Here is a 23,232-nt window from a genome sequence, read left to right on the forward strand (position 1 = left end):
CCAACTCAAAGTGCAATAATTTTATCAAACTAATACTCCATGGGATAATAGAGAAGACAGAAGTTTTCCTGATAGCTATTTTGAAAGGGAGGAACACGCAATATGTCAGAAGAGTATCGCTCTCGTACAGAGCGAAGAAAAATACAAGAACAAAAGCAAAGAGCTTCAAAACAACAAGGGAACAAGAAACCTGGAAAAAGTGTCTGGAAAAAAATATTCTATATTTGTCTGACCCTAGGGCTTGTCTTGCTCCTAGCGGGTGCCGGCGCTTTTCTATGGATTATTAAAGATGTGCCGAAGTTTGATGAAACGTTATTAAAAGATCCGTTATCATCTGAGGTATATGCTGCTGATGAGAAAACTTTAATCGCCGAGATCGGTACTGAAAAGCGGGATGATATATCGATTGATCAAATACCGGATGTCCTCAAAAATGCGGTGTTGGCGACAGAGGATGCCCGTTTTTATGAGCATCATGGAATTGATGTGAAGCGGACACTTGTTGCCGTTTTTACGAATATCACTTCTGGTACTTCTCAAGGCGGAAGCACAATTACCCAGCAAATTGTGAAAAATTCACTTTTATCGACCGAGAAAACCGTGACACGTAAGGTGAAGGAATGGTATTTGGCCATCCAATTAGAACGAAAATTTACAAAAGATCAAATTCTAGAAATGTATTTTAATAAAAATTTGTATGGCAGTGATGTGTATGGGGTCGCAAAAGCAGCAGAACGCTTCTTCGGATTGGGTCCGGATGAGCTGGATCAATTGACGCTTGAACAAGCGGCCTTGCTGGCAGGGATTCCGCAAAGCCCAAACAACTATATTCCTACTGTGGAAAGCAATCTTCCGAATGCAGAAAAACGAAGAAATATGGTTCTTCAGTATATGGAAAGACATGGCTATATTTCTGAATCAGAAATGAAACGGGCACAAAGCACGCCGATTGCAGATACGTTAAATATTCAGCAAAAACAGACCAATAAATACCAGGCATTTGTAGATACGGTGATTCAAGAAGTTCAGACCAAAACAAATGCGAATATCTTTGAAGACGGGTTGAAAATTTATACAACCATTGACCCGGAAATCCAGCAAATAACCGAAGATGTGCTATCTACCGATGAGTATATTAGCTATCCAGAAAATGATAAATTGCAATCAGCAGTTGTCATTTTGGATACACAAACGGGTGCCATCAAAGCGATCGGCGGCGGGAGAAATTATCAAACCGGCGGCTATAACTATGCCACAAAGATTAAGCGCCATCCCGGTTCAACGATTAAACCGATTCTGGATTACGGCCCAGCCATTGAAAAATTCCAATGGTCGACGGGACATATTTTAAAGGATGAACCGTATGAATACTCTAATGGGACCCCGATCCGCAATGCCGGCCGGTCTTATGCTGGAGATAGAACCATCAGGGATCATCTGGCACAGTCGAGAAATATTCCGGCTTTAAAAACGTATCAAGAAGTAGGAGCAGACTATGCAACGGATTTTGCCAATAGTCTAGGTTTCCCTATTACAGATGCACAAAAGGCAAATGAATCGAATGCTATTGGTGCCATTGATGCCGCATCCCCGCTGATTATGGCGGGTGCATATGCCGCATTTGGAAATGGCGGTTACTATATTGAACCATATACGGTTTCAAAAATTATCCATGCAGATGGAACAGAAGAGAAATTAGCTTCTAGCAAAAAGAAAGTGATGGAGGATTATACGGCCTTCCTCATCACGGATATGCTGCGGACAGTTGTGGATTCCGGCACAGGGACCATGGCAAATATTCCCAGCCTTGATTTAGCGGGCAAAACGGGGACCACCAGCTTCGATCAATCGGCCATAGAGAAATATGGGTTACCAAATAATGCAACGCGGGACGCCTGGTTTGTCGGATATACGCCGCAATACACCGGAGCGGTTTGGACAGGCTACACCGAAACGAAATCGAAGGATGACTATTTAGGAACCAATAGTGCGAATTTTTCTAAGCAGGTGTTTAAAGCAATCCTGTCCCGGACAGATGCAAGCAAGGAAAAATTTAAACAGCCAAGCAGTGTGGCGAAATCTGGGAATGAATACTATGTAAAAGGCGGGGAAAAACCGAAACCGCCGAAGCCGGATAAACCGACAGATGTGAAGGCAGCCTATGATGAAGCTTCAGACAGCATTTTATTAACCTGGAATCACACATCTGAAAATGGTTCCGAAACCACCTTTGAAGTTTCTTACACCGTGGATGGAAAAACAACCAGCTTGCCGGCTGCGAGTGACAGGCAAGCAGTTCTGCAAAGCCCTGAAAAAGGAAAGACCTATGTATTCAATGTGGTTGCGGTTACGGATGGCGCCAAGAGTGATGCTGCCTCAGCTTCCTTAACGGTTGAAGGGCAAGAAGAAGTGCTAAAAGGTCCAAGTGAATTGCAAGCTAAATATGATAAAAATTCGAATCAAATTGTGATCACTTGGAAAAACAATAATGCCAATGCCCAAAATGTAAGCTATACAGTTACATATTCGGTAAATGGCAATACCCAAACATTAGCGACAACATCAGGTACAAATGCAACATTGAGCAGCCCGCAGCCAGGCCAAAAGTATGTCATTTCGGTTGTGGCTTCCAATGATGCAGGAACCAGTGAGCCGGCTTCAACCTCTATTACAGTAGAGTTTAAAGAGAAAAATGAAAACAACAACAATGGGAATGTTGGAGAGGCAGAAACAGGGAATGAAGATGCGAGAAAAGCCCATCCTTAGTGTGCTAAGTGAAGAAGGGGCTGTCCATTAAGGGGTCTGACCCCTTGCTTTTTGGACAGCCCCTTCTTTTTCAGTGTCAAATGGAGTTCTCTATTTGAGAGAAAAGTATTGCTTGTGGCAGAAAATATGATAGGATTTTTTTAAATATATAAACAAATAAAAAAATCAATAAGGTCTTGAATGGAAACCAACTTTAAAAGTAATTGAAGAATATGCCGCAGCTTGGGAAGGCTGGCAGGCGTATGCTGTATTTTATCTATGGAGGTCCTTATATGAACAGCAGAGTATATAAACTAGATTACGAATCGCCGATTGGGGTTTTAGAAATAATCGGAACAGAAGAAGCAATTGGTTCAATCCTATTCACTGAGCGGGACAAAGCAGTCAACCTCCTTCAAGAGGAAACGCCAAAGGTTTTAAAACTTTGCTTTCAGCAGCTGGATGAATACTTTAAAGGCATTCGCCATGAATTCACATTCCCCTATCAAATGGAAGGGACCGACTTTCAAAAAACAGTATGGAACGCCTTAAAGGCCATCCCTTACGCCGAAACGGGGTCCTATAAAGATATTGCTGTTTCCATTGGCAATGAAAAAGCCATCAGGGCGGTCGGCAGTGCAAACGGCAAAAACAAGTTAAGCATTGTCATCCCTTGTCATCGAATTATCGGCTCAAATGGAAAATTAACCGGTTATGCAGGAGGGTTATGGAGAAAAGAATGGCTTCTGCAGCATGAGAGGACGTTTAAAGATGCTCCGAAATAAGAAAAGCCCTGCCTAATGATTAGTGCAGGGCTTTTCTTATTTTACATGGCGATGATAAAGGAAAATATGGAGTTTTATTGAATTAATATATATACGAGAATGGAATTTGATGGTGGCAGAGATCATTATAAAATGATTATTACGGGGTGATTATAGTGAAGGCTGCTGTTAATAAAGATTGGCTGATTGAACAATTGAAAAACAAGGATGTCAAAGTTGTGGATTGCCGGTTTGAATTAGGAAAACCGGATAAAGGGGAAAAGCTTTATCAAGAAAGCCATATCCCGGGTGCCATCAACAAATTTTGGGCCGAAGGATTGGAGCAAGGCAGATTTAAACATAGCGAAGAACAGAAAAAAAGATTTGCCGAGCTGGACCAGGCTGAGCCTATTATTGTTTACTGCGGATCAGGCGTAACAGCCACCCCCAATTACATTGCCTTCAAAATGGCAGGTTTTCAAAATGTAAAACTATATGCAGGAAGCTACAGTGATTGGGTTTCTTATAACGAGAATCCAGTGGCAAAAGGGAAAGAATCCTACTAGGTCTTTTAAGAATTAGTGGAGGATCAGGTGACGCTTTCCTGCAACTTAAGTATAATTTATATAAAAAGGGAAACGGGACGTGAGTATAGGGTGAAAAAAATAACAGTGGAAGACTTGGTCCAGAAGTTTTCATTGAAAGTCCTGGCTGGTGAGGGTCAACTGCAAAAACCAATTACACAGCCGCGGGTGCATCGGCCGGGCCTCGAATTTGTCGGCCACTTTGACTTTTTTCCAACGGAGCAAGTCCAAATTCTAGGCAAAAAAGAAATTACCTATCTACATAAGTTAACGAAAGAGGAACGGAAAATTCGAATTGGAAATATTGTCCACTATCATCCGCCCTGTTTTATTGTAACAGCCGGTCAAGAGGGGCTGACCTATTTGATTCACCATTGTACAGAGCAGGGCATCCCCTTATTAGTAACAAATAAACCTGAGACAACCTCAGAGTTCATTCCCAAATTGGATGCGTTTTTGGTGAAGGGGTTAGCACCAGAGATGGCGGTGCATGGAGTTTGCATGAATGTGTCTGGAATTGGGATCTTGATTCGGGGAGGCTCTGGTGTAGGAAAAAGCGAGACCGCTCACACTTTAATTCGCCGGGGGCATCGGTTGGTGGCAGATGATATCGTTGTTTTAAAGAAACTAAGTACGCAAACTATTTTAGGAACCCATAATGAGAAAAATAAGGAGTTTTTGGCACTCCGGAGCATTGGGCTGTTAAATGTCGTCCGCTTATACGGCCGCAAGGCTTTTCAAGATGAGACCCGAATTGCGCTTGATATTCATTTGACTAAGTGGGAAAAAGATGCCTTGTATAATGATTTAGAACAGGAAATTCATGACACCGATTATATGGGTGTTAAAATTCCTTCAATCGAAATCCAGCTCCAGCCTGGACGTGATGTGGCAGGGCTAATTGAGGCAGCAGCCAATAACTTTTACTTGAAGCAGCAGGGCTACAGCGCTGCCGAAGAGTTTATGAGCCGAATTGAGGCAGATATGGCCAAATCTGGTATGGAATAACTATTTTAAAAAATGGAAGAACACTGATCCTCTTCTGAATGTGGCACCGTTTATCGGTGCTTTTTCATGTTTGCCAAGTTTAAGGATTCCATGGAAAGACTTTTCACTTTTTTAAATGCTTTAAATAGTTTATAATTATCAGATAATAGCAGTATAATAATTTTATACTTTGAATCGTTTTACTTGAGACAAAAAAGGTATGTTTTGAAGGGTTATCTAGCTTTTTTGAGCAGAAGCCATATCTTTTTTGCCAATATAGGGGATAAGGAAGGATATCATGAGCAGCATACAGGGGAAAACAGATGTTATCTTAATCGGTGCAGGAATCATGAGTGCAACATTGGGGTCATTGTTGAAAGAGCTGGCACCGGAATGGGAAATCAAAGTGTTTGAGAAACTTGAAAAACCAGGAGAGGAAAGCTCGAACGAATGGAATAATGCGGGAACAGGGCATTCGGCTCTGTGTGAGTTGAACTATACGGTTGAAAAGCCGGATGGATCCATTGATATTGGCAAAGCGATCAAAATAAATGAACAGTTTCAGCTTTCAAGGCAGTTTTGGTCCTATCTTGTAAACAGCAATCTTATCCAGAATCCGCAGGACTTCATCAGGCCGCTGCCCCATATGAGTCTAGTGCAAGGGGAAACGGATGTTACTTTTTTGAAAAAACGTTTTAAAGCGCTTTCGGATCATCCGCTGTTTCAGGGAATGGAGTTTTCTGATGACCCTAAAAAGCTAAAGGAATGGGTTCCGCTCATTATGGAAGGCCGCACGTCGAATGAACCGATCGCGGCAACAAAAATCGACTCTGGAACGGATGTCAACTTTGGTGCGTTAACACGGATGCTGTTTAACCACTTGAAGAGCCAAAATGTCGAAATTAACTATAAGCATAATGTGGAGGACATTAAACGCACGGAGGATGGCTTATGGGAATTGAAAATTTGGAACATGGCTACAGGCAACATTGAACGCCATACAGCCAAATTTGTCTTTATCGGTGCTGGCGGCGGAAGTCTGCCTTTACTGCAAAAAACCGGCATCCCTGAGTCAAAGCATGTAGGTGGATTCCCGGTAAGCGGACTATTTATGGTTTGCAGCAATCCGAAAGTGATCGAGCAGCATCATGCCAAGGTTTACGGCAAAGCGAAGGTTGGCGCGCCGCCGATGTCTGTTCCGCATCTTGATACAAGATTTATCGATAACAAGAAATCCTTGCTGTTCGGGCCGTTTGCCGGATTCTCGCCAAAGTTTTTAAAAACTGGCTCCAATTTAGATTTGATTGGCTCCGTAAAACCGAACAACGTGCTCACAATGCTGGCGGCAGGCGTCAAAGAGTTATCATTGACCAAATACTTGATCCAGCAAGTGATGCTATCAAAAGAACAGCGCATGGAAGAATTACGGGAGTTTATTCCGAATGCCAAAGCTGAGGATTGGGATATCGTGGTGGCCGGCCAGCGGGTGCAGGTGATCAAGGATACAGAGGCAGGCAAAGGAACCCTTCAATTTGGCACGGAAGTCATTACGGCTGCTGACGGCTCGATCGCCGCCTTGCTCGGCGCTTCTCCGGGAGCCTCTACTGCCGTTCACGTGATGCTCCAGGTAATAGAAAAATGCTTCCCGCAGCAAATCGAAGCGTGGGAAGAGAAAATTGTCGAAATGATCCCTTCTTATGGGGTTTCCTTAGCGGACAATCCTGTGCTGCTTGAAAAAGTTCATGCCTCTACAGCAAAGGCACTTGACCTAACCGAAAAAGAATTGGTTTACCATTAATTCCCTTCGAACCTTTGATCCATCTGCGGATTGAAGGTTCTTTTCATAAAAAGGGGCTGTCCTTTTTGGTTTTTGGACAGCCCCGGGCATTTTCCGGCGTTTAATCGCAGATGACCGGTTCTAATGGGTCTCTTTCAGTGTTAACCGGGTTATTATATTTAATTCAAAGCGGCAACTTCCTTTTTATTATCCGATTTAAGATAAACAAGCGCAAGCAGCATCGATGGAATCGAGCAGGCAATCATGCCGATGAAGGCATATCTTGGCTCTATTTCAAACAAATAACCGCCGAAGAATGTGAACACTGCCGTTCCCCAGCTAAGCGCCAATGCTGAATACAAGCCCTGTGCTTTCGGCACTTGTTCATATGGAATGTTTTGAATTAAATATTTCATAAACGCATAATGTCCCATGGCAAATGAGAAGGAGTGCAAGGCTTGTGCGAAACTAAAAACAATAACATTCGGAAAAGCAAATACCACTATCCAGCGTACGGTCGAACCAAGCGCTGCCAGGGCAAGCAAGGCGCCTGCCGAAAAATGCTGGAACAGCCTGTCTGCGATTGAGAAGAATATGATTTCCGCCAGCACCGCTATGTTAATGATCATGCCAATGAAATAACGGGGTGCATCGATATCCTGCAAAAAGAGGTAGCCATAGCTGTAATAAGAGGCGTGGGCTGATTGCAGCAAGATCACAATCACAAGCACCAAGCCAAAGTGTTTAATCTTAAATAGCTTCAGCATGCCAGCCTCTTTTGTTTGAAGCTTTTGCGGCTTTTTCGATAAAACCAATGGCGCACCCATGAACCCAAGACCCACAACTGCCAAAATGCCAATTAACAGTGCCCATAAGATCACTTCATCGCCAAGCCATCCAGTAAAGACAGTTAAAATGATTCCGGCCGCGACAAACCCGATGGACCCCCAAGATCTGCTTTTTCCATAATGCTTTAATTGATTGCTTTGAACAAGGACTCCAGCTGCGCTGTCCAATGCCGGCATCAAGGTTGGGTAAAAAATATTTATCAGCAGGGTAACGAAAAGCAGGGCAGAAAACGAATCGGCAGGGATATAACACAGAATGGCGAGCAGCGTGCCAATGGCCATTCCATTCAATAAGGCCTTGCTGCTAAACTTACCCGAAAAATAAGGGAAGGCAAATAAGGTGGAAAGTCCGCGGACTATCATCCCCAGGCTCATAATTAAGCTCGCTTGTGCAACCGAAACCCCTTTTGTCTCGACCATCCATCCCGTCCAGTAGGGCAAAAAGACGCCCCAGGTCATATAAAAACTAAAAAATTGTTTGCTCATCCAACGTTGCGTATTCATTTCTGTATCCCTCCATTGATTGCATGATATCATGGAGACAGGTACGATAATAGGAGATATCTCATACTTTGGGGTGAAAGATGGAAATTTATAAAGGTGAAAAAAGGCATCGTTATTTGGAAAGGCACCCGATTTCCCAGTTGTTTTCCTGTCCGATTGAGGAATTTATTGAGGTGCATGAATATAAGCGGGATGAATGGATTATTCGCGAAGGCATGCGGCCGGATTTTTTATTTTATGTGATGGGGGGAAAAGCAAAAATATATGTGACGCATCAAAACGGGAAGGTTTCCCTGATTAATTTTATTAATCCCCATGATTATATTGGAGAGATGGAATTATTAAATGATGTGTACTATACAAAAGGGATTCAGGCCTCCACGAAAACCATTTGCTATGCCATCCCCTTTTCCTGCTGCCGTGACCAGTTGTTGGAGGATGTGAAATTTCTTCGTGAGCTGACCAGGGTATTAAGTGTGAAATCGACTGCCATGTCTGCGAAGTATGCGCAAAGCCTTGCTTTTCCGCTTGAAAACCGGCTGGCCGATTTTATTTTGCAAACGGCTGATGGCCCAATTTATAAGGAAAAGCATGTGATGGTTTGCGATTTTTTAGGTGTTTCCTATCGCCACTTATTGCATGTTATACGGCAATTTTGTGAGAAAGGGTATCTGCAAAAGGAAGGCCGGCACTATCGGATCCGTCTGCCAGACGCGCTGCAGGGGCTCGCTGAAATGCTGAAGCATGAATAACATTATGCCATTTAAAAAAAGAAAAAGGCCTGGCATCCAATTCCAGGTCTTTTTTGATGATGGGGGTGAGATTAATAAACGGTTTCCCTTTGAGCTCGCAGCATTCTGTATAAAAATATGGAGCAGAACGAACAGAGGAGGGCCATCGCTGCAATAAATCCATAGCCTGCCTGTAGGCCAATCAGTTCATTTCCAAAGCTTTTTCCAAAAAACTCATTTACACAATCAATAATAAAGCCGATAAGCAAATTTCCGATCACACTGGCTATTCCCATTAGCGTGACAGTAAACGTAATCGCGGTCCCAACCCCTTTTGCATGACGTTTGGCAAGCAGGGCCATAACGGTAGGATAGATCGGGGCAATGCCGATTCCGGCAATAGCAAAAAGAATGGCTCCGATTTCTCCGATGAAAATGGCTGCCAAACTGCACAAACCTGAAAAAGCAGAAAACAGCGTAATGGAGAGAGAGTAGCCAATTTTGTCTGTCATCGGACCCGCGAACAAACGAGAGAGGGTAAAAAATAAGAAAAATAGTGAAAGCATACCGGATGCCCGTGTTAACGGCCAATCATAGGCGTGTTCTAAATAATAGACAAGCCAGCTTCCAACAGCCAATTCAGAAATCACTCCAAACGATAGCACCGCCACAATCAACCAGGCAATCGGGTCCCGCAATAATCCGCGAAACGATGCTGCTTCTCCATCGCTTTGATGTTCCCCGGGAAACCTCCCAATAAGCGAGGGAATAATCGGCAAAACCGATAAGGAAAGAAGGATCAAGTACATCCCGCGCCATCCAAGCTCACCGCCCGCTAAATCCCAGCCCATCATCGAGGCACCGATGATGGGAGCCCCAATCGAACTGAGGCCATAAAAAAAGTGAGCCAGATTCATCATGGTCCCTGTATTTTTGGTGAAGATCCGGGCTGCCATGATGCCCAGGCCAATCTCGAGGATTCCGTTCCCTACGTACAGCAGGAAGTAGGACGCTGTTAAGGAGGGATATCCTTTAGACAGGTACATAAAGACTCCCGCCAAGGTCATCGAAACAAAAGCCAGAATTCCTGTAAAGCGGATGCCAATTTTATCAGCAAGGACAGAGGTAAACGAGCATGCCAGCAAATATCCCAAGGAATTCAAGGCAAGCAGGACACCAAGCTGGGACTCATTCAGGGAAAATTCAGCCTGCATACTTGGCAGGGCGGGCCCCTTAATATTTTCTGATAGGCCGAAAATAAGGAAACCGCCGAAAACAACAAATAATAAAATCCAACGATTGATTCTAGGATTCTTCAACCAAGCATTCCTCCATCAGATGACTTCATCTCTTTTTATATGTATGACTCTATTTTAAAGTAAAAGGGAGGATTTGTTTAATAAAATGATAGAGAGATTGGAGGAGGAGACAGCAAAAAAGCCGCAGGATGCTGCCAGTTAGACAGCGCTGCGGCTTTTTATTAATTCCGGATGAGGTAATCGAAAGCGCCTAATGCGGCATTCGCACCTGATCCCATTGAAATAATGATTTGTTTATAAGGGCTGTTTGTACAGTCACCTGCAGCGAACACACCAGGGATGGTGGTTGCCCCGCGATTATCGACCACAATTTCACCCATTCTCGTACGTTCAAGCGTGTCAGCTAACCATTCTGTATTTGGCACAAGACCAATTTGAACAAACACACCTTGCAATTCAATATGGTGTTCTTCGCCTGTTTCACGGTCAATATAGGTAAGTCCGTTTACTTTGTCAGTACCGGTGATTTCCTTTGTTTGGGCGTTCTTGATGACCGTTGCATTAGGCAGGCTGTTCAGACGTTCCTGCAGAACAGAGTCAGCTTTCAATTCTGAAGAAAATTCAATGACAGTGACATGCTTAACAATGCCTGCAAGGTCAATGGCTGCTTCAACACCAGAGTTGCCTCCGCCGATAACAGCTACATCTTTTCCGGCAAATAATGGGCCATCACAGTGAGGGCAGTATGCCACACCTTTGTTCTTGAATTCCGCTTCCCCTGGGACATTTACATTGCGCCAGCGCGCACCAGTGGATAGAATGACCGTCTTGCTTTTTAGAACAGCGCCGTTTTCAAGTTCGACTTCAATCAAGTCTTTCTTTTCCAAACGGGCAGCACGCTGTGAACTCATGATATCCACATCGTATTCTTTCACATGCTCTTCAAGACTTGCTGCAAGCTTAGGGCCTTCTGTATATTTTGTGCCAATAAAGTTCTCAATGCCAAGGGTATCGAGGATTTGGCCGCCAAAGCGCTCAGCCACAATACCAGTGCGGATGCCCTTGCGTGCTGCATAGATTGCTGCACTGGCACCGGCAGGACCGCCGCCGACAACAAGCACATCATATGGCTCTTTATCAGCAAGCTCTGAAGCATCTGGACCATTGCCCATCTTAGCAAGAATATCCTCCAGAGTCATTCGGCCGCTGCCAAAGGGTTCCCCGTTAAGGAATACAGTCGGCACTGCCAAAATGTCTTTGCTTTCAACTTCTTCTTTGAACGCAGCGCCATCAATCATGGTATGGGAAATGCCAGGGTTGAGGACACTCATTGCGTTCAATGCCTGCACCACATCTGGACAGTTGTGGCAGCTTAGGGATACGTAAGTTTCAAAGTGGTATTCACCTTTGATAGCCTTCACACGATCAATTATGCTTTGGTCAACCTTCGGTGCTCTGCCGCCCACTTGAAGGAGAGCCAACACGAATGAAGTGAACTCATGTCCAAATGGAAGGCCGGCAAACGCAATGCCAGTGTCTTCGCCAGGGCGGTTGACACTAAAGCTTGGCGTTCTTTGAAGGGTTGTGTTTTCTACTTTTATTTTAGAAGACATGGTTGAAAGCTCATCCATCAGCGCCAGCATGTCGTTTGATAACTTATCTGAGCCGGCACTGATTTTAAGCAGCACATCGTTTTCTAACAGTTGTAAATACTGATTTAATTGTGCCTTAATATCTGCTTCAAGTATCATTTAGAGCACTTCCTTAAATTTTACCTACAAGGTCAAGGCTTGGTTTAAGAGTTTCAGAACCCTCTTTCCATTTTGCAGGGCAAACTTCGCCAGGATTGTTGCGGACATATTGTGCGGCTTTGATTTTGTCAATTAATGTGCTGGCATCACGGCCAATGCCATCTGCATTGATTTCAACAGCTTGAATCACGCCGTCTGGATCAATGATGAATGTGCCGCGGTCTGCAGCGCCTTCTTCTTCTCTTAATACATCGAATTGGCGGGAAAGGACATGGGCAGGGTCACCGATCATGCCATATGTAACCTTGCCGATTGCTTCTGAAGTTTCGTGCCATGCTTTATGTGTGAAATGAGAATCTCTTGATACAGAGAATACTTCAACGCCTAGTTGCTGCAATGCTGGGTACTGCTCTTGAAGGTCTTCAAGCTCAGTAGGGCAAACAAATGTAAAGTCAGCTGGGTAGAAGCAAACCACTGTCCAATGACCTTTGAAATCCGCATCCGATACTTCGATAAATTCACCATTTTTGAAAGCTTGTGCTTTGAAAGGTTCTACTGCTTTTCCAATTAGAGACATAATAATATTCCTCCTAAAATGATTTATTAACATTATAGACTGTTTTTTCATAAGTTAATCTATAATTATTATTAATTTATATTAGTTATTATAGCGATGTCTTATTATTTTTGTCAAATAAAAATAATAATGATTTTAATTAGATATCAACTATAAAAAACATCATTTCGTTTGTAAACGCTTTAAAAATATTGTTATCCTTAAATAATATTAGCACTTAGAGCCAATCTTATTAGTAAAAAAAATAAATTCTATAAGAATGCTATCGACTGGTTCATCGCAAACTATTTCAATAATGTAAATGAGAATTTATTATGTAAATGAAAAAAGCTGAAAGATAAACCATTGGAAATGGCTATCTATTTCAGCTTTTAGTTTATTGCCAGTTGGTATGGAAAACCCCGTCCAGATCTGTACGTTCATATGTATGCGCGCCAAAATAATCACGTTGTGCCTGCAGAAGGCTGGCATTGGAACGCCCTGCCCGATAACTATCGTAATAGGATAGTGAGGCACTTAAACATGGAAACGCGATGCCTGAAAGGATTCCCTCACAAACCACTTTTCGCAGCCCCAATTGATAGGCTTTGGCTTTCTCTGCAAAATAAGGGGCCGTTAATAAATTTGCCAGATTTGGCTGGGTTCGATAGGCTTCACTGATGACATTTAAAAATTCAGCGCGTATGATGCAGCCGCCGCGGAAAATTAGCGCAATCTCTTCTAAAGGAAGATTCCAGCCAAATAGTTCTGAGGTCATTTTATACTGTGTAAATCCTTGGGCATAGGCACAGACCTTCCCCATATATAAAGCTTGGCGGATGTGCTCAATCCATTCAGCTTTATCCAATTCCTGCGCCTCAATCTCCGGCCCGGACAGGATATTTGCGGCAGCCTCCCGTTCCTCCTTTAACGCAGACAAGTACCGGGCAAATAAAGATTCTGTAATAATCGAGGAAGGAATGCCGTTATCAATGGCTTGAATGCTCGTCCATTTACCTGTCCCTTTCTGTCCGACTTTATCCAAAATCACCTCAATTAATGGCAAACCGGTTATTTCATCCTTTTTTCTCAAAATTTCTGCAGTGATCTCTATTAAATAGCTTTTTAGTTCACCCTGATTCCATTTATCAAAGATATCTGCTATTTCCTCCATGGTTAAGTCTAACTTTTGATGTAAAAACGTATAGGCTTCCGCAATCAGTTGCATATCCGCATATTCAATCCCGTTGTGAACCATTTTGGTAAAGTGGCCTGCTCCCTTGGGCCCAATGTAAACGCAGCAAGGGCCGCCCTCCACTTGGGCGGCTATTTTTGTAAAAATGGGCGCCACCTGATCATAAGCCTCTTTATCGCCGCCTGGCATGATGGAAGGGCCTGTTAATGCCCCGGCTTCGCCTCCGGAAATGCCGATCCCTAAATAGCGGATTCCCTTATTCTTTAGCACATCATATCTCCGTTCAGTATCAAGATAATGAGAATTGCCGCCGTCCATGATGATATCGCCTTCGTCAAGAAATGGCACTAAGGAGCCGATGACGGAATCTACTGGCTTGCCCGCTGTGACCATCAGAAAGATTTTTCTAGGGGTATTTAAGGACTTAACAAATTCTGATAGTTCATAAAAGGGAAAAATGGAGTGCCCTTCTGATTTTTGGGCAAGCTGGTCGGTTAAATCTCTAGTGTAATTATAAACGGCTACTCTTTCACCCTTGCTTGCCATGTTTAAAGCGAGATTGCTCCCCATTACGCCTAAACCTATAACACCAATCGAATGATACATTTGTCTCGACTCCTTCGTTTCTTAAATGAATAGGCAGTAACCCCTTTCATAAAACCTTAGAGGATTCTAAGAAATAAACAGGGGATACTGCTTTTAAAATATATGGGGTATTGCCCCTCTATGAATCTATCAATTTTGTTAAACCATTAAACTTAGCAATAAGATAAATCCTAAACCAGCTACCGAAATGATGGTTTCAAGCAATGTCCATGTAGCAAAGGTTTCTTTCATGCTGAGGCCGAAATACTCTTTAAACATCCAGAAGCCGGCATCGTTGACATGGGAGGCGATTAAGCTTCCTGCACCAGTCGCAAGCACCACCAAGGCAAGGTTCGCATCGGATTGGCCCATCATGGGGATTACCAAACCGGAAGTTGTCAAGGCTGCAACAGTGGCAGAACCAAGTGAGATACGCAGGATCGCTGCAATGATCCAGGCAAGCAAGATCGGTGATAGCGAGGTGCCTTTGAATAACTCAGCTACATAGTCACCTACACCGCCATTGATTAGCACTTGTTTGAAAGCGCCGCCGCCGCCGATAATCAACAGCATCATGCCAATATGTGTAATGGCAGTTGAACAGGAATCCATCACGGTTTTCATAGGGATTTTTCTAGCGATTCCCATTGTATAAATGGCCACGATTAAAGAGATGACCATGGCAGGTGATGCGCCGCCGATAAACCGAATAATTGCAAGGAAGGTATTGTCGGCAAAACCGATCGTCTTTTGAAGCAGCGTAATAATCGTCGCAATTGACATTAAGATTACTGGAAGCATCGCGGTAAACACGCTGATGCCAAAGCCGGGTGTTTCTTCAAGTTTAAATACTTTTTGCTCCCCTAAAGAAGCGATATTGCCCTGTCTCGTAAATGAATCCGGTACCAATTTTTTGGCGATTTTTGTAAAGATCGGGCCGGCGATAATGACGGTTGGCACCGCAATGATAAAACCGTAGAGCAATACTTCGCCAAGGTTGGCGCCAAATTCTCCTGCAATGGCAGTAGGACCTGGATGAGGCGGCAGGAAACCGTGTGTGACGGATAAGGCCGCTGTCATCGGAATGCCCAGATAAAGAATCGAAACCTTTAATTGCTTAGAAATGGCAAACACGATAGGAATTAATAAAACAAGCCCAACTTCAAAAAATAACGCAATCCCGATAATAAAGGAAGCAGCGACAACTGCCCACTGAATATTTTTCTCCCCGAATTTGTTCACAAGTGTCATGGCAATCCGCTGTGCACCGCCTGAATCAGCGATTAGCTTGCCAAGCATTGCACCAAGGCCGAAGATTAAGGCAATATGGCCAAGTGTCCCGCCTAAACCTGCTTCAATGGTAGTAATAACATCATCTAATTTCATCCCTAGTGCAATCGCTACCCCGAAAGAGACGATAATCAGTGACACAAACGTGTTTAATTTGAAGCCCATGATTAAGATTAATAAGGCTAAAATTCCAATTGCTACAATAATTAATGGCATTTTTTTGTTCCCCCTTGTTGATTAAGTGTTTATGCGTTTAAGCTTCTTTGGTAATCGGCAATTCTTCTGTAGTCATCTTCTAATAATCTGGATAGATTAATAAAAATCGGCAATAATTTTCTGTATTCGTTCACGGCATCTTCGTTTGGCTTATGTTTATAGGTGCTGCCAATCATGTCGGAAACGATATCAAAGGAATCAATTTTGCCTGTTGAATAGAGACCTAGTATACAAGCGCCCAGGCAGGAGCTTTCATAGCTTTCCGGAACAATCACTTCAGAGTCAAATATATCGGACATCATTTGCCGCCAAAGTTCAGACCTGGCAAAGCCCCCAGTTGCTTGAATACGGCTGACAGGCCCATCCATGCATTCGGTTAATGCTAAAAATACGGTGTATAAGTTGTAAATAACGCCCTCTAAAGCGGCGCGGATCATATGCTCTTTTTTATGTGACATCGTCAGCCCGAAGAAGGAACCCCTGACGTCCGGATTCCATAATGGCGCCCGTTCGCCTGCAAGATAAGGATGAAATAACAATCCATCCGCTCCCGGCCTAACCCGTTCCGCAATTTTAGTCAATACGTCGTATGGGTCAATTCCCAGCCTTTTGGCCGTTTCGATTTCGGAGGACGCAAATTCATCGCGAATCCAGCGAAGGACCATTCCGCCATTATTGACCGGCCCGCCAATAACCCAATGGTTTTCCGTCAGGCAATAGCAGAAGATCCGTCCCTTTTCGTCGGTTTGCGGCTTGTCAATAATCGTCCGAATCGCACCGCTTGTCCCAATTGTAACCGCAATTTCCCCTTTTCCAATTGCGTTCACCCCTAAATTGGAAAGCACTCCATCACTTGCTCCAATCACAAAAGGAGTATCGGGATCAATTCCGATTTGTTTGGCTAAATCGGGGTCGCAGCCGCGAAAGATCTCAGTTGTTGGTACGAGCTTGGACAATTGCTCTCGTGTAATCCCGGCAGCTTTTAATGCTTCTTCATCCCAATCCAGTGTCCGCAGATTCATCATGCCCATAGCGGAGGCAATGGAATAATCGACTGCATATTGATGGAAGAATTTCTTAAAGATAAATTCTTTAATCCCAATATATTTTTTTGCCTTAGCAGCGATTTCAGGCCGTTCATTCACAATCCAGGTAATTTTGCTTAAGGGTGACATCGGGTGGACCGGTGTTCCTGTCCGCCTGTAGATTTGATGCCCATTCCACTCATCTTTTATTTTATGGGCCCAGGCTTCGCTGCGATTGTCGGCCCAGGTAATAACCGGCGTAAGCGGACGGTCGTCTTCATCCATGGCAATTAGACTGTGCATGGCACTGCTGAAAGAAATAAACGAGATCTTTTTTTCAGCATGGTGATGGGCAATGCTTGAAATCGCTTTTAAGACTGCTTGAAAAATTTCTTCAGGATCCTGTTCGGCAGTCGTGATATCAGGTGTATAAAGCGGATAGCCAATGTTCTCCTGCTGAATGACTTCTCCTGCTTCACTGAATAAAACTGCTTTCGTACTTGTGGTGCCTATATCAATACCTAACATGTAGTTTGTCATCTTGTTGTTTTGCCCCTTTCGAAAGCATTTGCTGTGACATCCATAAGTCTTCCACTTTTCCTTGGACATCATCAAAGTTTTGATGCAAGCTCTTGATCATCAGATTCCTGTCTTTTGTCCGGATCGCATCAATATATAAGGCATGGTTATCAATAATTCGGGTAAAGTCGTCGTGCTTTTCCTTGAAGCGCGCCCGCATGGATAAAAGAATGAAGCTTTCCATAACAGGTTTTAAATTATTCCAGATCATCAGCATATAAGAATGCCCGCTGGAACGGATAATGGTTTCATGAAACAGGACATCCTGATAGGAAAATTCGTCTGCGTCATCATACTTGATGGCAACTTTCATCATTTCTAGTATTTTACTAAGTTCCTTTACTAGTTCAGCAGTATCCATTCTTGCTAATCTTTCAAAAACGAACGTTTCAATCAGTAAACGGACATCATATATTTCTTCTATTTCCTTTTCCGTTAACCCGATCACAACAGCACCCATTCTTTCTAAGCGGATCATGTTTTCGGATGCTAATATTTTTAACGCTTCGCGGACGGGTGACCGGCTTACGCCAAAATCTGCTGCCAATTTATTTTCGGACAGGATGGTTCCGCTTTCAATTATGCCGGAAATAATCCGCATTCTTAGTTCGGATGTTACTCGGTCACCAGCGGAAGCCTTAGTAAGCCACTTTTCAGGATATAGGGAATCCATAGACTCGGACATCTATTCACCTTCTCATTGTTAATCAAGTGTACTTGTATACAAGTATTATAACTAAGATTCACTAAAATGCAAGCGCTTTTATTCATAAAAATGAGAGGTTTGAGCTGGAAAGATATTCAGGCTGAAGAAAAAGGCAAACTGTTCGGTTTAGTAAAATCCAATGAGCCTGATGATTTTTATCAATATTTGATTAAGCCCGATTACCTTGAATCCTAGAATATTCAATTCACTTAAAACAAAGGCTAATCCAAGGATGCTGGAGTATACGATTTTTGCGGCCATTCCTTTTCTTTTCCACACTTTGGGGAAATCCAGCACCAGCAAAGCGGCAAAGATTAAAATCAAACCAAATGTAGTCATTTTTCACCCATTTCCTTTTGCCTTACGGTTGTTGGTTCCATAATAAGGCCTGACCTTCTGATATTGACATTAAACTGATAGCGGAAGCTTACGTGGCTAAGATAATCCTTTGATTTGCCGACATGGTCCCAGAATTTAGGGTGGTATCGCTTTAGCTCCCTGCCGATTCCAAAGATATCAGCCTGCCACTCCTTTGCCTGATCAAATTCTGTTTGGACATATTTTTTTATATTCGCGCTTAATTGCTGTTCGATGTCCTTTAAGTTTTGGCTGTCTATTAAATCGACCGGGCATGTCTGGTCAGACAAATTCCCCTCCATCGTTATGTTCATATGTATTTGGATGTCTCCTTGATGAACCTTTGGCGTAACTTTATTACGAAAATCAGTGATTTGAAAAATGAAATAGCCCTTTTTTGATTTTGGGCACACGCCTTTGATGATGGAGTTTTTAAATTGGCCAAAAGCGATCTCTGTTCCGACTGAGCTCGGGTCTTTGATAAATCCCACCATTTTATCATCTTTAAACACAGAAATGCCCGTTAATTGATAGGTTTCATATTTGCCCCGAATCTTTTTGGGATCAATCACATCCAATACGGGATCAATGCCAGGTGTGATCAGCTGGGTAGATAAAACCCTAAGTTTAAGCTGACTGGCTGTAATTTGCCGCAGCTTGGCCCGATCCAGCAAATCAACCATTGATTTGGAAGAAATATTACCTAACTCCACTTTTTTATTTAACAGGCTCTCGGCGGATCCCCTGGTGACGACAACATAGGAGCCCGCCCGGCTGTCTTTGTCACGTTCAAACCATGAAAGCAAGGGGGCAACCCCTTCCCTGGCTGTAGCTTCACTAAAAATAATGATTTGCAGGTGGGCCCAATATAACTGCCGGGGGGAAATTTTGTTCAAATTATTAATCGCCTCCATGATCGTGTCCCCTTTGGCAGAAAGGGACCATGTAGGTATCTCCGAACCGGAACTCTTTTGCTGTCCTCCGCCCGGCGTCGGCTTAATCACTTGGGCTGTCACTTTGTAGGCCCCGTCAGGCTCATTGTCAATCCCTACCCCGACGATGACCGCGACCTCATTTAATTCTTTTTTATCCCAGCATCCGGACAATAGCATGATGCAGATGAGGATTAGACTGAACCTGAGCATCCTTACTTTCTCCTTCTCATATGAGGATTGTTGCTTTCTTCTGGCATGCGTCTCTGATTGCTTCCTGCAATTTCATTCGGTCTTGTTTCCATCGACCACCAAGGGTGCCGGAAAAAGAAATCCATCCAGCTTTTTTTATGATAGGGAACAAAGGGCGACAGGAACGGAGAGCCGAAAGAACGAAGCTTGTTCAAATGAGTAAACAGCACGATTAAACAGAAAAACAGGCCGAAAATTCCTAATATGGCGCATAAAAAAATGACTGCAAATCGTAAAATCCGGGCGGCAATCGCCAAATTATACGATGGGGTGGTAAAGGCGCAAATTGCTGTAAAGGAGACAACGATAACGGTAGCCTGCCCCACCAGTCCGGCCTCTACTGCGGCTTGGCCCAATACTAAACCGCCCACGATGGATACAGCGGCACCAATCGTTTTCGGCAGCCTGAGACTGGCTTCCCGCAAAATTTCGAAGGTGAGCTCCATCAGGACAATTTCAACGGCGACTCCATAAGGCACCCCCTCCCTTTGCCCTGTGAGGGCAATGAGCAGTGGTGTCGGAATCATTTCTTGGTGATACGTTAAGATCGAAACATAAAATCCTGGCAGGACAAAGGAAAGTAAGTAAGCAAACGCCCTTAGCATTTTCATAAAGCTGCCAAAATCATAGCGCTGGTAATAGTCCTCATTTGAGGTTAAAAATAACCCGATGGTGGCCGGCACGAGCAAGGCCGCAGGTGTCCCGTCCACCAAAATGGCAATTCTCCCTTCTAATAATCCTGCGGTAATCCGGTCCGGGCGCTCCGAATTAAAGATCGTGGGGAAAGGCGTGTATCCATTCGGATCTTCAATCATTTCTTCCACATATAGGGATTCTAAAATTCCATCAATTTCAATTTTTTCAATCCGGGATTTCACTTCTTGAAAATTCTCGTCTTTCGCGGCTCCCTCAATATATAAAATAGCCACGGCTGTCTTTGACAATGTTCCAATTTTGCACTTATAAATCTTCAGTTTTTCCGTATGGATTCTTTTTCTGATCAATCCGATGTTCGTCATTAACGATTCATTAAAGGCATCCCTTGGCCCGCGGACAACCGATTCATTTGTAGATTCTGAAACGGGCCGTTTGTCCCCGCCGGATGTTTCAGCGGCAATGGCAATTCTCTCTCCGTCCTTCAGAATAACGGTATAGCCCTGCAGCAGCTGCTCCTTAAGCTGCTGGGAGGTTTCGATTTGGATTACTTTTTTGACGGAAAGCGATATCTCCTTTAAAGGGGTTGCACCCAGTTTCGCCTTTTGGTTGTTAAGTTCCTCGATCACATGTGTCTGAATGGTTTCGTTATCTACAAGACTTTCGATATAGACGACAGCCATTTTCATCTCTTCAAAAAATCGGATGGCAAGATCTGATTTTTTTCCAAATTGTTCTTGAATTTCATCCGTATTGGTTTGTAAATCATAAGCTAATTTCTCAGTGGCCGCTTCCTGCTTCACTGGTGCCTGCTTCGTTAACTTACGGTTTTTTTTGAACATTAATGATGTTCTCCTTTAATTGGACTAATGTTCTTTCGGAACAGACTGACGATTAACAAAATAAGAGGGAGGACGAGTCCGACAAGTGTGGAATAATACGGGTAGATATCTCTCTCAAACCGGTAGATTCCAATGAAATCTTCGCTATTCAAAAACGAGACAATGACGATTAAAGCGGCAATTGGGAGTACGAAAATGGTATAATCGTCAATCTTAAACAATTGCGCAACTCCAACGGCAAGGGCATACAAAAGCAGAGACACTTTTGCAAAGGAACCAAGCGACCACAGTAGAACGCCAATGACATCGAGCCGCTCTAACGTTCCGATTTCAATATCGCGCAGGAGCTGAAAGGTGGGGAAGTACATGCCGACTGCCCGTTCTTCTCCGAAAACAGCAATCACCCCTGTGACCGGCCCGATAAACATGGCTGTTTGAATGACCATGGCCATGACAGTGTATTTTTTTAAATGTTTCGCAGAAGAGACATCGGATAAAATCATGCTTAGAACAAAAATAGAACAGTAGACGGCAGTGATGCTTAATGTTCCAAGCAAAATAGAATCCCATCCATTATTCATTACAGGAAGAAAATTTTTATAGTCTTTATCCTTTTGCGTAAGAATAGAGGCAAGAACACCGATGGGAATCAAAAATAACAGGAAGGCCTGATTGGTTCTCGCTAATACCTCCAAACCGCTGCGGACCGCATAAACCGCCATGATAAAAATGGCGGTCATATAAATGAGAATCGGCGTCTGCGGGGTAATGGCGGAAGTATAGAATTCGCCAAATCCTCTAATATCAAGCGTTATTTCATGAAAAAAGTAACCGAGAAAGATAATTGCCAAGAGTTTTCCTGCCCATTTTCCTAAAATGAGCTGCGAGTATTCAACAAGAGTCTGTCCCTTAAAGCGTTGAGCCAAAAAGGAAATCGTAAATCCAATCAAAATGGCGGGAATGGTGGCGAGCAATAAGGAAATCCAGCTGTCTCTGCCTGCATAATAGATAATGACGGGTATATAAAACAAGTGCCCTGTCACCGTTACACTGGAGATCCCCAGCATTAATGCCTGAATCTTGCTGATTTTAACAGTTACCATCTTCCTATTCTCCTCGGATAACGAATCTTTATCGATAGAGTTTTCCAATATAGGGTTTTTATTCACGTGAAGGAGGGATCTCCCTGCATCATTTCTTAATGAATACAAGAAGCATCCCTTTTTTTAATCAAAGTAGCGGCGAAGCAGGTAGGAGATCCACTTGCAATGGGGGTGGTCTTGAATATTTTTTATAAGCCCAGTTACGATGGCTGCAGTCAGCGAAGGTTCGATCAGCTGTTGTCTTAATAGGGTCAGAGATTCTTTTTCAATGGGACTGTCTATTTCCTTTATTTTTTTATCGATTAATTCCAGAATCCGTTCCTTCGTCATTTCTTCCTTGAACGGCTGATTGATGATTTCGATGAATTCCTCGGATAAAAATGGTTTTTTCATTTGTTTGGCTAATATATTTGTTTTTTCTACAAGTGATTGGGACAGGACGTTCAAATCTATCGGCACCGTGTGGAAAAGCAGAAGATGTGGAAACGTATTCAAGAATCCTTTAATGCACCATATTAAATCATACTTGGTCTGTTGGACTTCATTGCCGTACAAGCGATTGATCATCTTTAAAATAACGTTTTCCAGTAATCTGTCATAGTCATGCATTTTTTGAAACAGTTCTTGATTAAGTGTATGGGACTGCTCTTTCATGAGGATTTTGGCAAAGTCAGAATGTTTATGAAAGGAATAGAACGCTTTGTAAAAAAATTGGTATAATAGCTCCTCCTTATCCGCAGTACTGACCATGTAGTCAATATCGGAAACAAATCCACTCATAAAATGATCAATTAAGGAAAAAATAAGCTCATCCTTAGACTTGAAGGCTAAGTAAAATGCCCCCTTGGAAATCCCGCAATAATCGGTGATCTGCTGAACGGAAGTGGCTTCAAACCCTTTCTTGGCAAATAGTTCCAGGGACTTCTCCATGATTAATTGTTTTTTCATCATTGCTATTGATCGCTCCTATAGTTTTTCGTTGACAAATGA

Annotated in this window: 19 protein-coding genes; 6 read left to right on the forward strand and 13 right to left on the reverse strand. The window is 43.2% G+C overall.

Annotated features, from left to right (window positions below):
• Window positions 1-102 precede the first annotated feature (102 nt).
• From NFS43_RS17465 to NFS43_RS17490, 5 genes are all read left to right on the forward strand, one after another.
• Window positions 103-2,766, forward strand: coding sequence for a penicillin-binding protein 1A (locus tag NFS43_RS17465; protein WP_251554039.1), 2,664 nt, complete (start codon window positions 103-105; stop codon window positions 2,764-2,766).
• Between the two features lie 272 nt (window positions 2,767-3,038).
• Window positions 3,039-3,530: a methylated-DNA--[protein]-cysteine S-methyltransferase gene (locus tag NFS43_RS17475; protein ID WP_251554041.1), complete on the forward strand. Its 492-nt coding sequence runs from the start codon at window positions 3,039-3,041 to the stop codon at window positions 3,528-3,530.
• Between the two features lie 146 nt (window positions 3,531-3,676).
• Window positions 3,677-4,075: a sulfurtransferase gene (locus NFS43_RS17480; protein ID WP_338150619.1), complete on the forward strand. Its 399-nt coding sequence runs from the start codon at window positions 3,677-3,679 to the stop codon at window positions 4,073-4,075.
• A gap of 90 nt (window positions 4,076-4,165) precedes the next feature.
• Window positions 4,166-5,101, forward strand: a complete 936-nt coding sequence (gene hprK / locus NFS43_RS17485; RefSeq protein WP_251554043.1) for an HPr(Ser) kinase/phosphatase — start codon at window positions 4,166-4,168, stop codon at window positions 5,099-5,101.
• Window positions 5,102-5,378: 277 nt separating this feature from the next.
• Window positions 5,379-6,878 (forward strand): malate:quinone oxidoreductase, encoded by a 1,500-nt coding sequence (locus NFS43_RS17490; protein WP_251554044.1) that lies wholly within the window; start codon window positions 5,379-5,381, stop codon window positions 6,876-6,878.
• 158 nt (window positions 6,879-7,036) lie between these two features.
• On the opposite strand, the gene NFS43_RS17495 is transcribed toward NFS43_RS17490, so the two are convergent.
• Window positions 7,037-8,209, reverse strand: coding sequence for an MFS transporter (locus NFS43_RS17495; protein WP_251554045.1), 1,173 nt, complete (start codon window positions 8,207-8,209; stop codon window positions 7,037-7,039).
• An 80-nt stretch (window positions 8,210-8,289) separates the two neighbouring features.
• Here NFS43_RS17495 and yeiL point away from each other — a divergent pair, with 80 nt between their 5' ends.
• The gene (yeiL, locus tag NFS43_RS17500) at window positions 8,290-8,961 is read left to right on the forward strand and encodes a transcriptional regulator YeiL (protein WP_251554046.1); all 672 of its coding nucleotides are present in this window, start codon (window positions 8,290-8,292) and stop codon (window positions 8,959-8,961) included.
• 71 nt (window positions 8,962-9,032) lie between these two features.
• On the opposite strand, the gene NFS43_RS17505 is transcribed toward yeiL, so the two are convergent.
• The 12 genes from NFS43_RS17505 to NFS43_RS17560 form a co-directional block, all read right to left on the reverse strand.
• Window positions 9,033-10,259, reverse strand: a complete 1,227-nt coding sequence (locus NFS43_RS17505) for an MFS transporter (protein WP_251554047.1) — start codon at window positions 10,257-10,259, stop codon at window positions 9,033-9,035.
• Between the two features lie 161 nt (window positions 10,260-10,420).
• A complete protein-coding gene (gene ahpF / locus NFS43_RS17510) occupies window positions 10,421-11,950 on the reverse strand; it encodes an alkyl hydroperoxide reductase subunit F (RefSeq protein ID WP_251554048.1) in 1,530 nt (509 codons plus the stop codon).
• A 13-nt stretch (window positions 11,951-11,963) separates the two neighbouring features.
• Window positions 11,964-12,527, reverse strand: coding sequence for an alkyl hydroperoxide reductase subunit C (gene ahpC, locus NFS43_RS17515; RefSeq protein ID WP_251554049.1), 564 nt, complete (start codon window positions 12,525-12,527; stop codon window positions 11,964-11,966).
• A gap of 376 nt (window positions 12,528-12,903) precedes the next feature.
• A complete protein-coding gene (gene gnd, locus NFS43_RS17520; protein ID WP_251554051.1) occupies window positions 12,904-14,307 on the reverse strand; it encodes a decarboxylating NADP(+)-dependent phosphogluconate dehydrogenase in 1,404 nt (467 codons plus the stop codon).
• A 138-nt stretch (window positions 14,308-14,445) separates the two neighbouring features.
• Entirely contained in the window at window positions 14,446-15,792 is a 1,347-nt protein-coding gene (locus NFS43_RS17525) for a GntP family permease (protein ID WP_251554053.1), read from the reverse strand.
• A 29-nt stretch (window positions 15,793-15,821) separates the two neighbouring features.
• The gene (gntK, locus tag NFS43_RS17530) at window positions 15,822-17,357 is read right to left on the reverse strand and encodes a gluconokinase (RefSeq protein ID WP_251554055.1); all 1,536 of its coding nucleotides are present in this window, start codon (window positions 17,355-17,357) and stop codon (window positions 15,822-15,824) included.
• On the reverse strand, window positions 17,332-18,081 hold the full coding sequence (locus NFS43_RS17535; RefSeq protein WP_251554056.1) for a GntR family transcriptional regulator: 750 nt from the start codon (window positions 18,079-18,081) through the stop codon (window positions 17,332-17,334). The genes gntK and NFS43_RS17535 overlap by 26 nt, the downstream gene beginning before the upstream one ends.
• A gap of 147 nt (window positions 18,082-18,228) precedes the next feature.
• Window positions 18,229-18,441 carry a hypothetical protein gene (locus NFS43_RS17540; protein ID WP_251554057.1) on the reverse strand — a complete coding sequence of 71 codons (213 nt, stop codon included), beginning with the start codon at window positions 18,439-18,441 and terminating at the stop codon, window positions 18,229-18,231.
• The gene (locus NFS43_RS17545) at window positions 18,438-19,604 is read right to left on the reverse strand and encodes a Ger(x)C family spore germination protein (RefSeq protein ID WP_251554058.1); all 1,167 of its coding nucleotides are present in this window, start codon (window positions 19,602-19,604) and stop codon (window positions 18,438-18,440) included. The genes NFS43_RS17540 and NFS43_RS17545 overlap by 4 nt, the downstream gene beginning before the upstream one ends.
• 2 nt (window positions 19,605-19,606) lie before the next feature.
• A complete protein-coding gene (locus NFS43_RS17550; protein ID WP_251554059.1) occupies window positions 19,607-21,139 on the reverse strand; it encodes a spore germination protein in 1,533 nt (510 codons plus the stop codon).
• Window positions 21,139-22,242: a GerAB/ArcD/ProY family transporter gene (locus NFS43_RS17555; RefSeq protein ID WP_251554060.1), complete on the reverse strand. Its 1,104-nt coding sequence runs from the start codon at window positions 22,240-22,242 to the stop codon at window positions 21,139-21,141. The genes NFS43_RS17550 and NFS43_RS17555 overlap by 1 nt, the downstream gene beginning before the upstream one ends.
• Before the next feature lie 123 nt (window positions 22,243-22,365).
• Entirely contained in the window at window positions 22,366-23,193 is an 828-nt protein-coding gene (locus NFS43_RS17560; protein ID WP_251554061.1) for a TetR/AcrR family transcriptional regulator, read from the reverse strand.
• Window positions 23,194-23,232: the final 39 nt, after the last annotated feature.

Source organism: Neobacillus muris (assembly GCF_943193175.1).
GTDB classification, from domain to species: Bacteria; Bacillota; Bacilli; order Bacillales; family Cytobacillaceae; genus Neobacillus; species Neobacillus muris.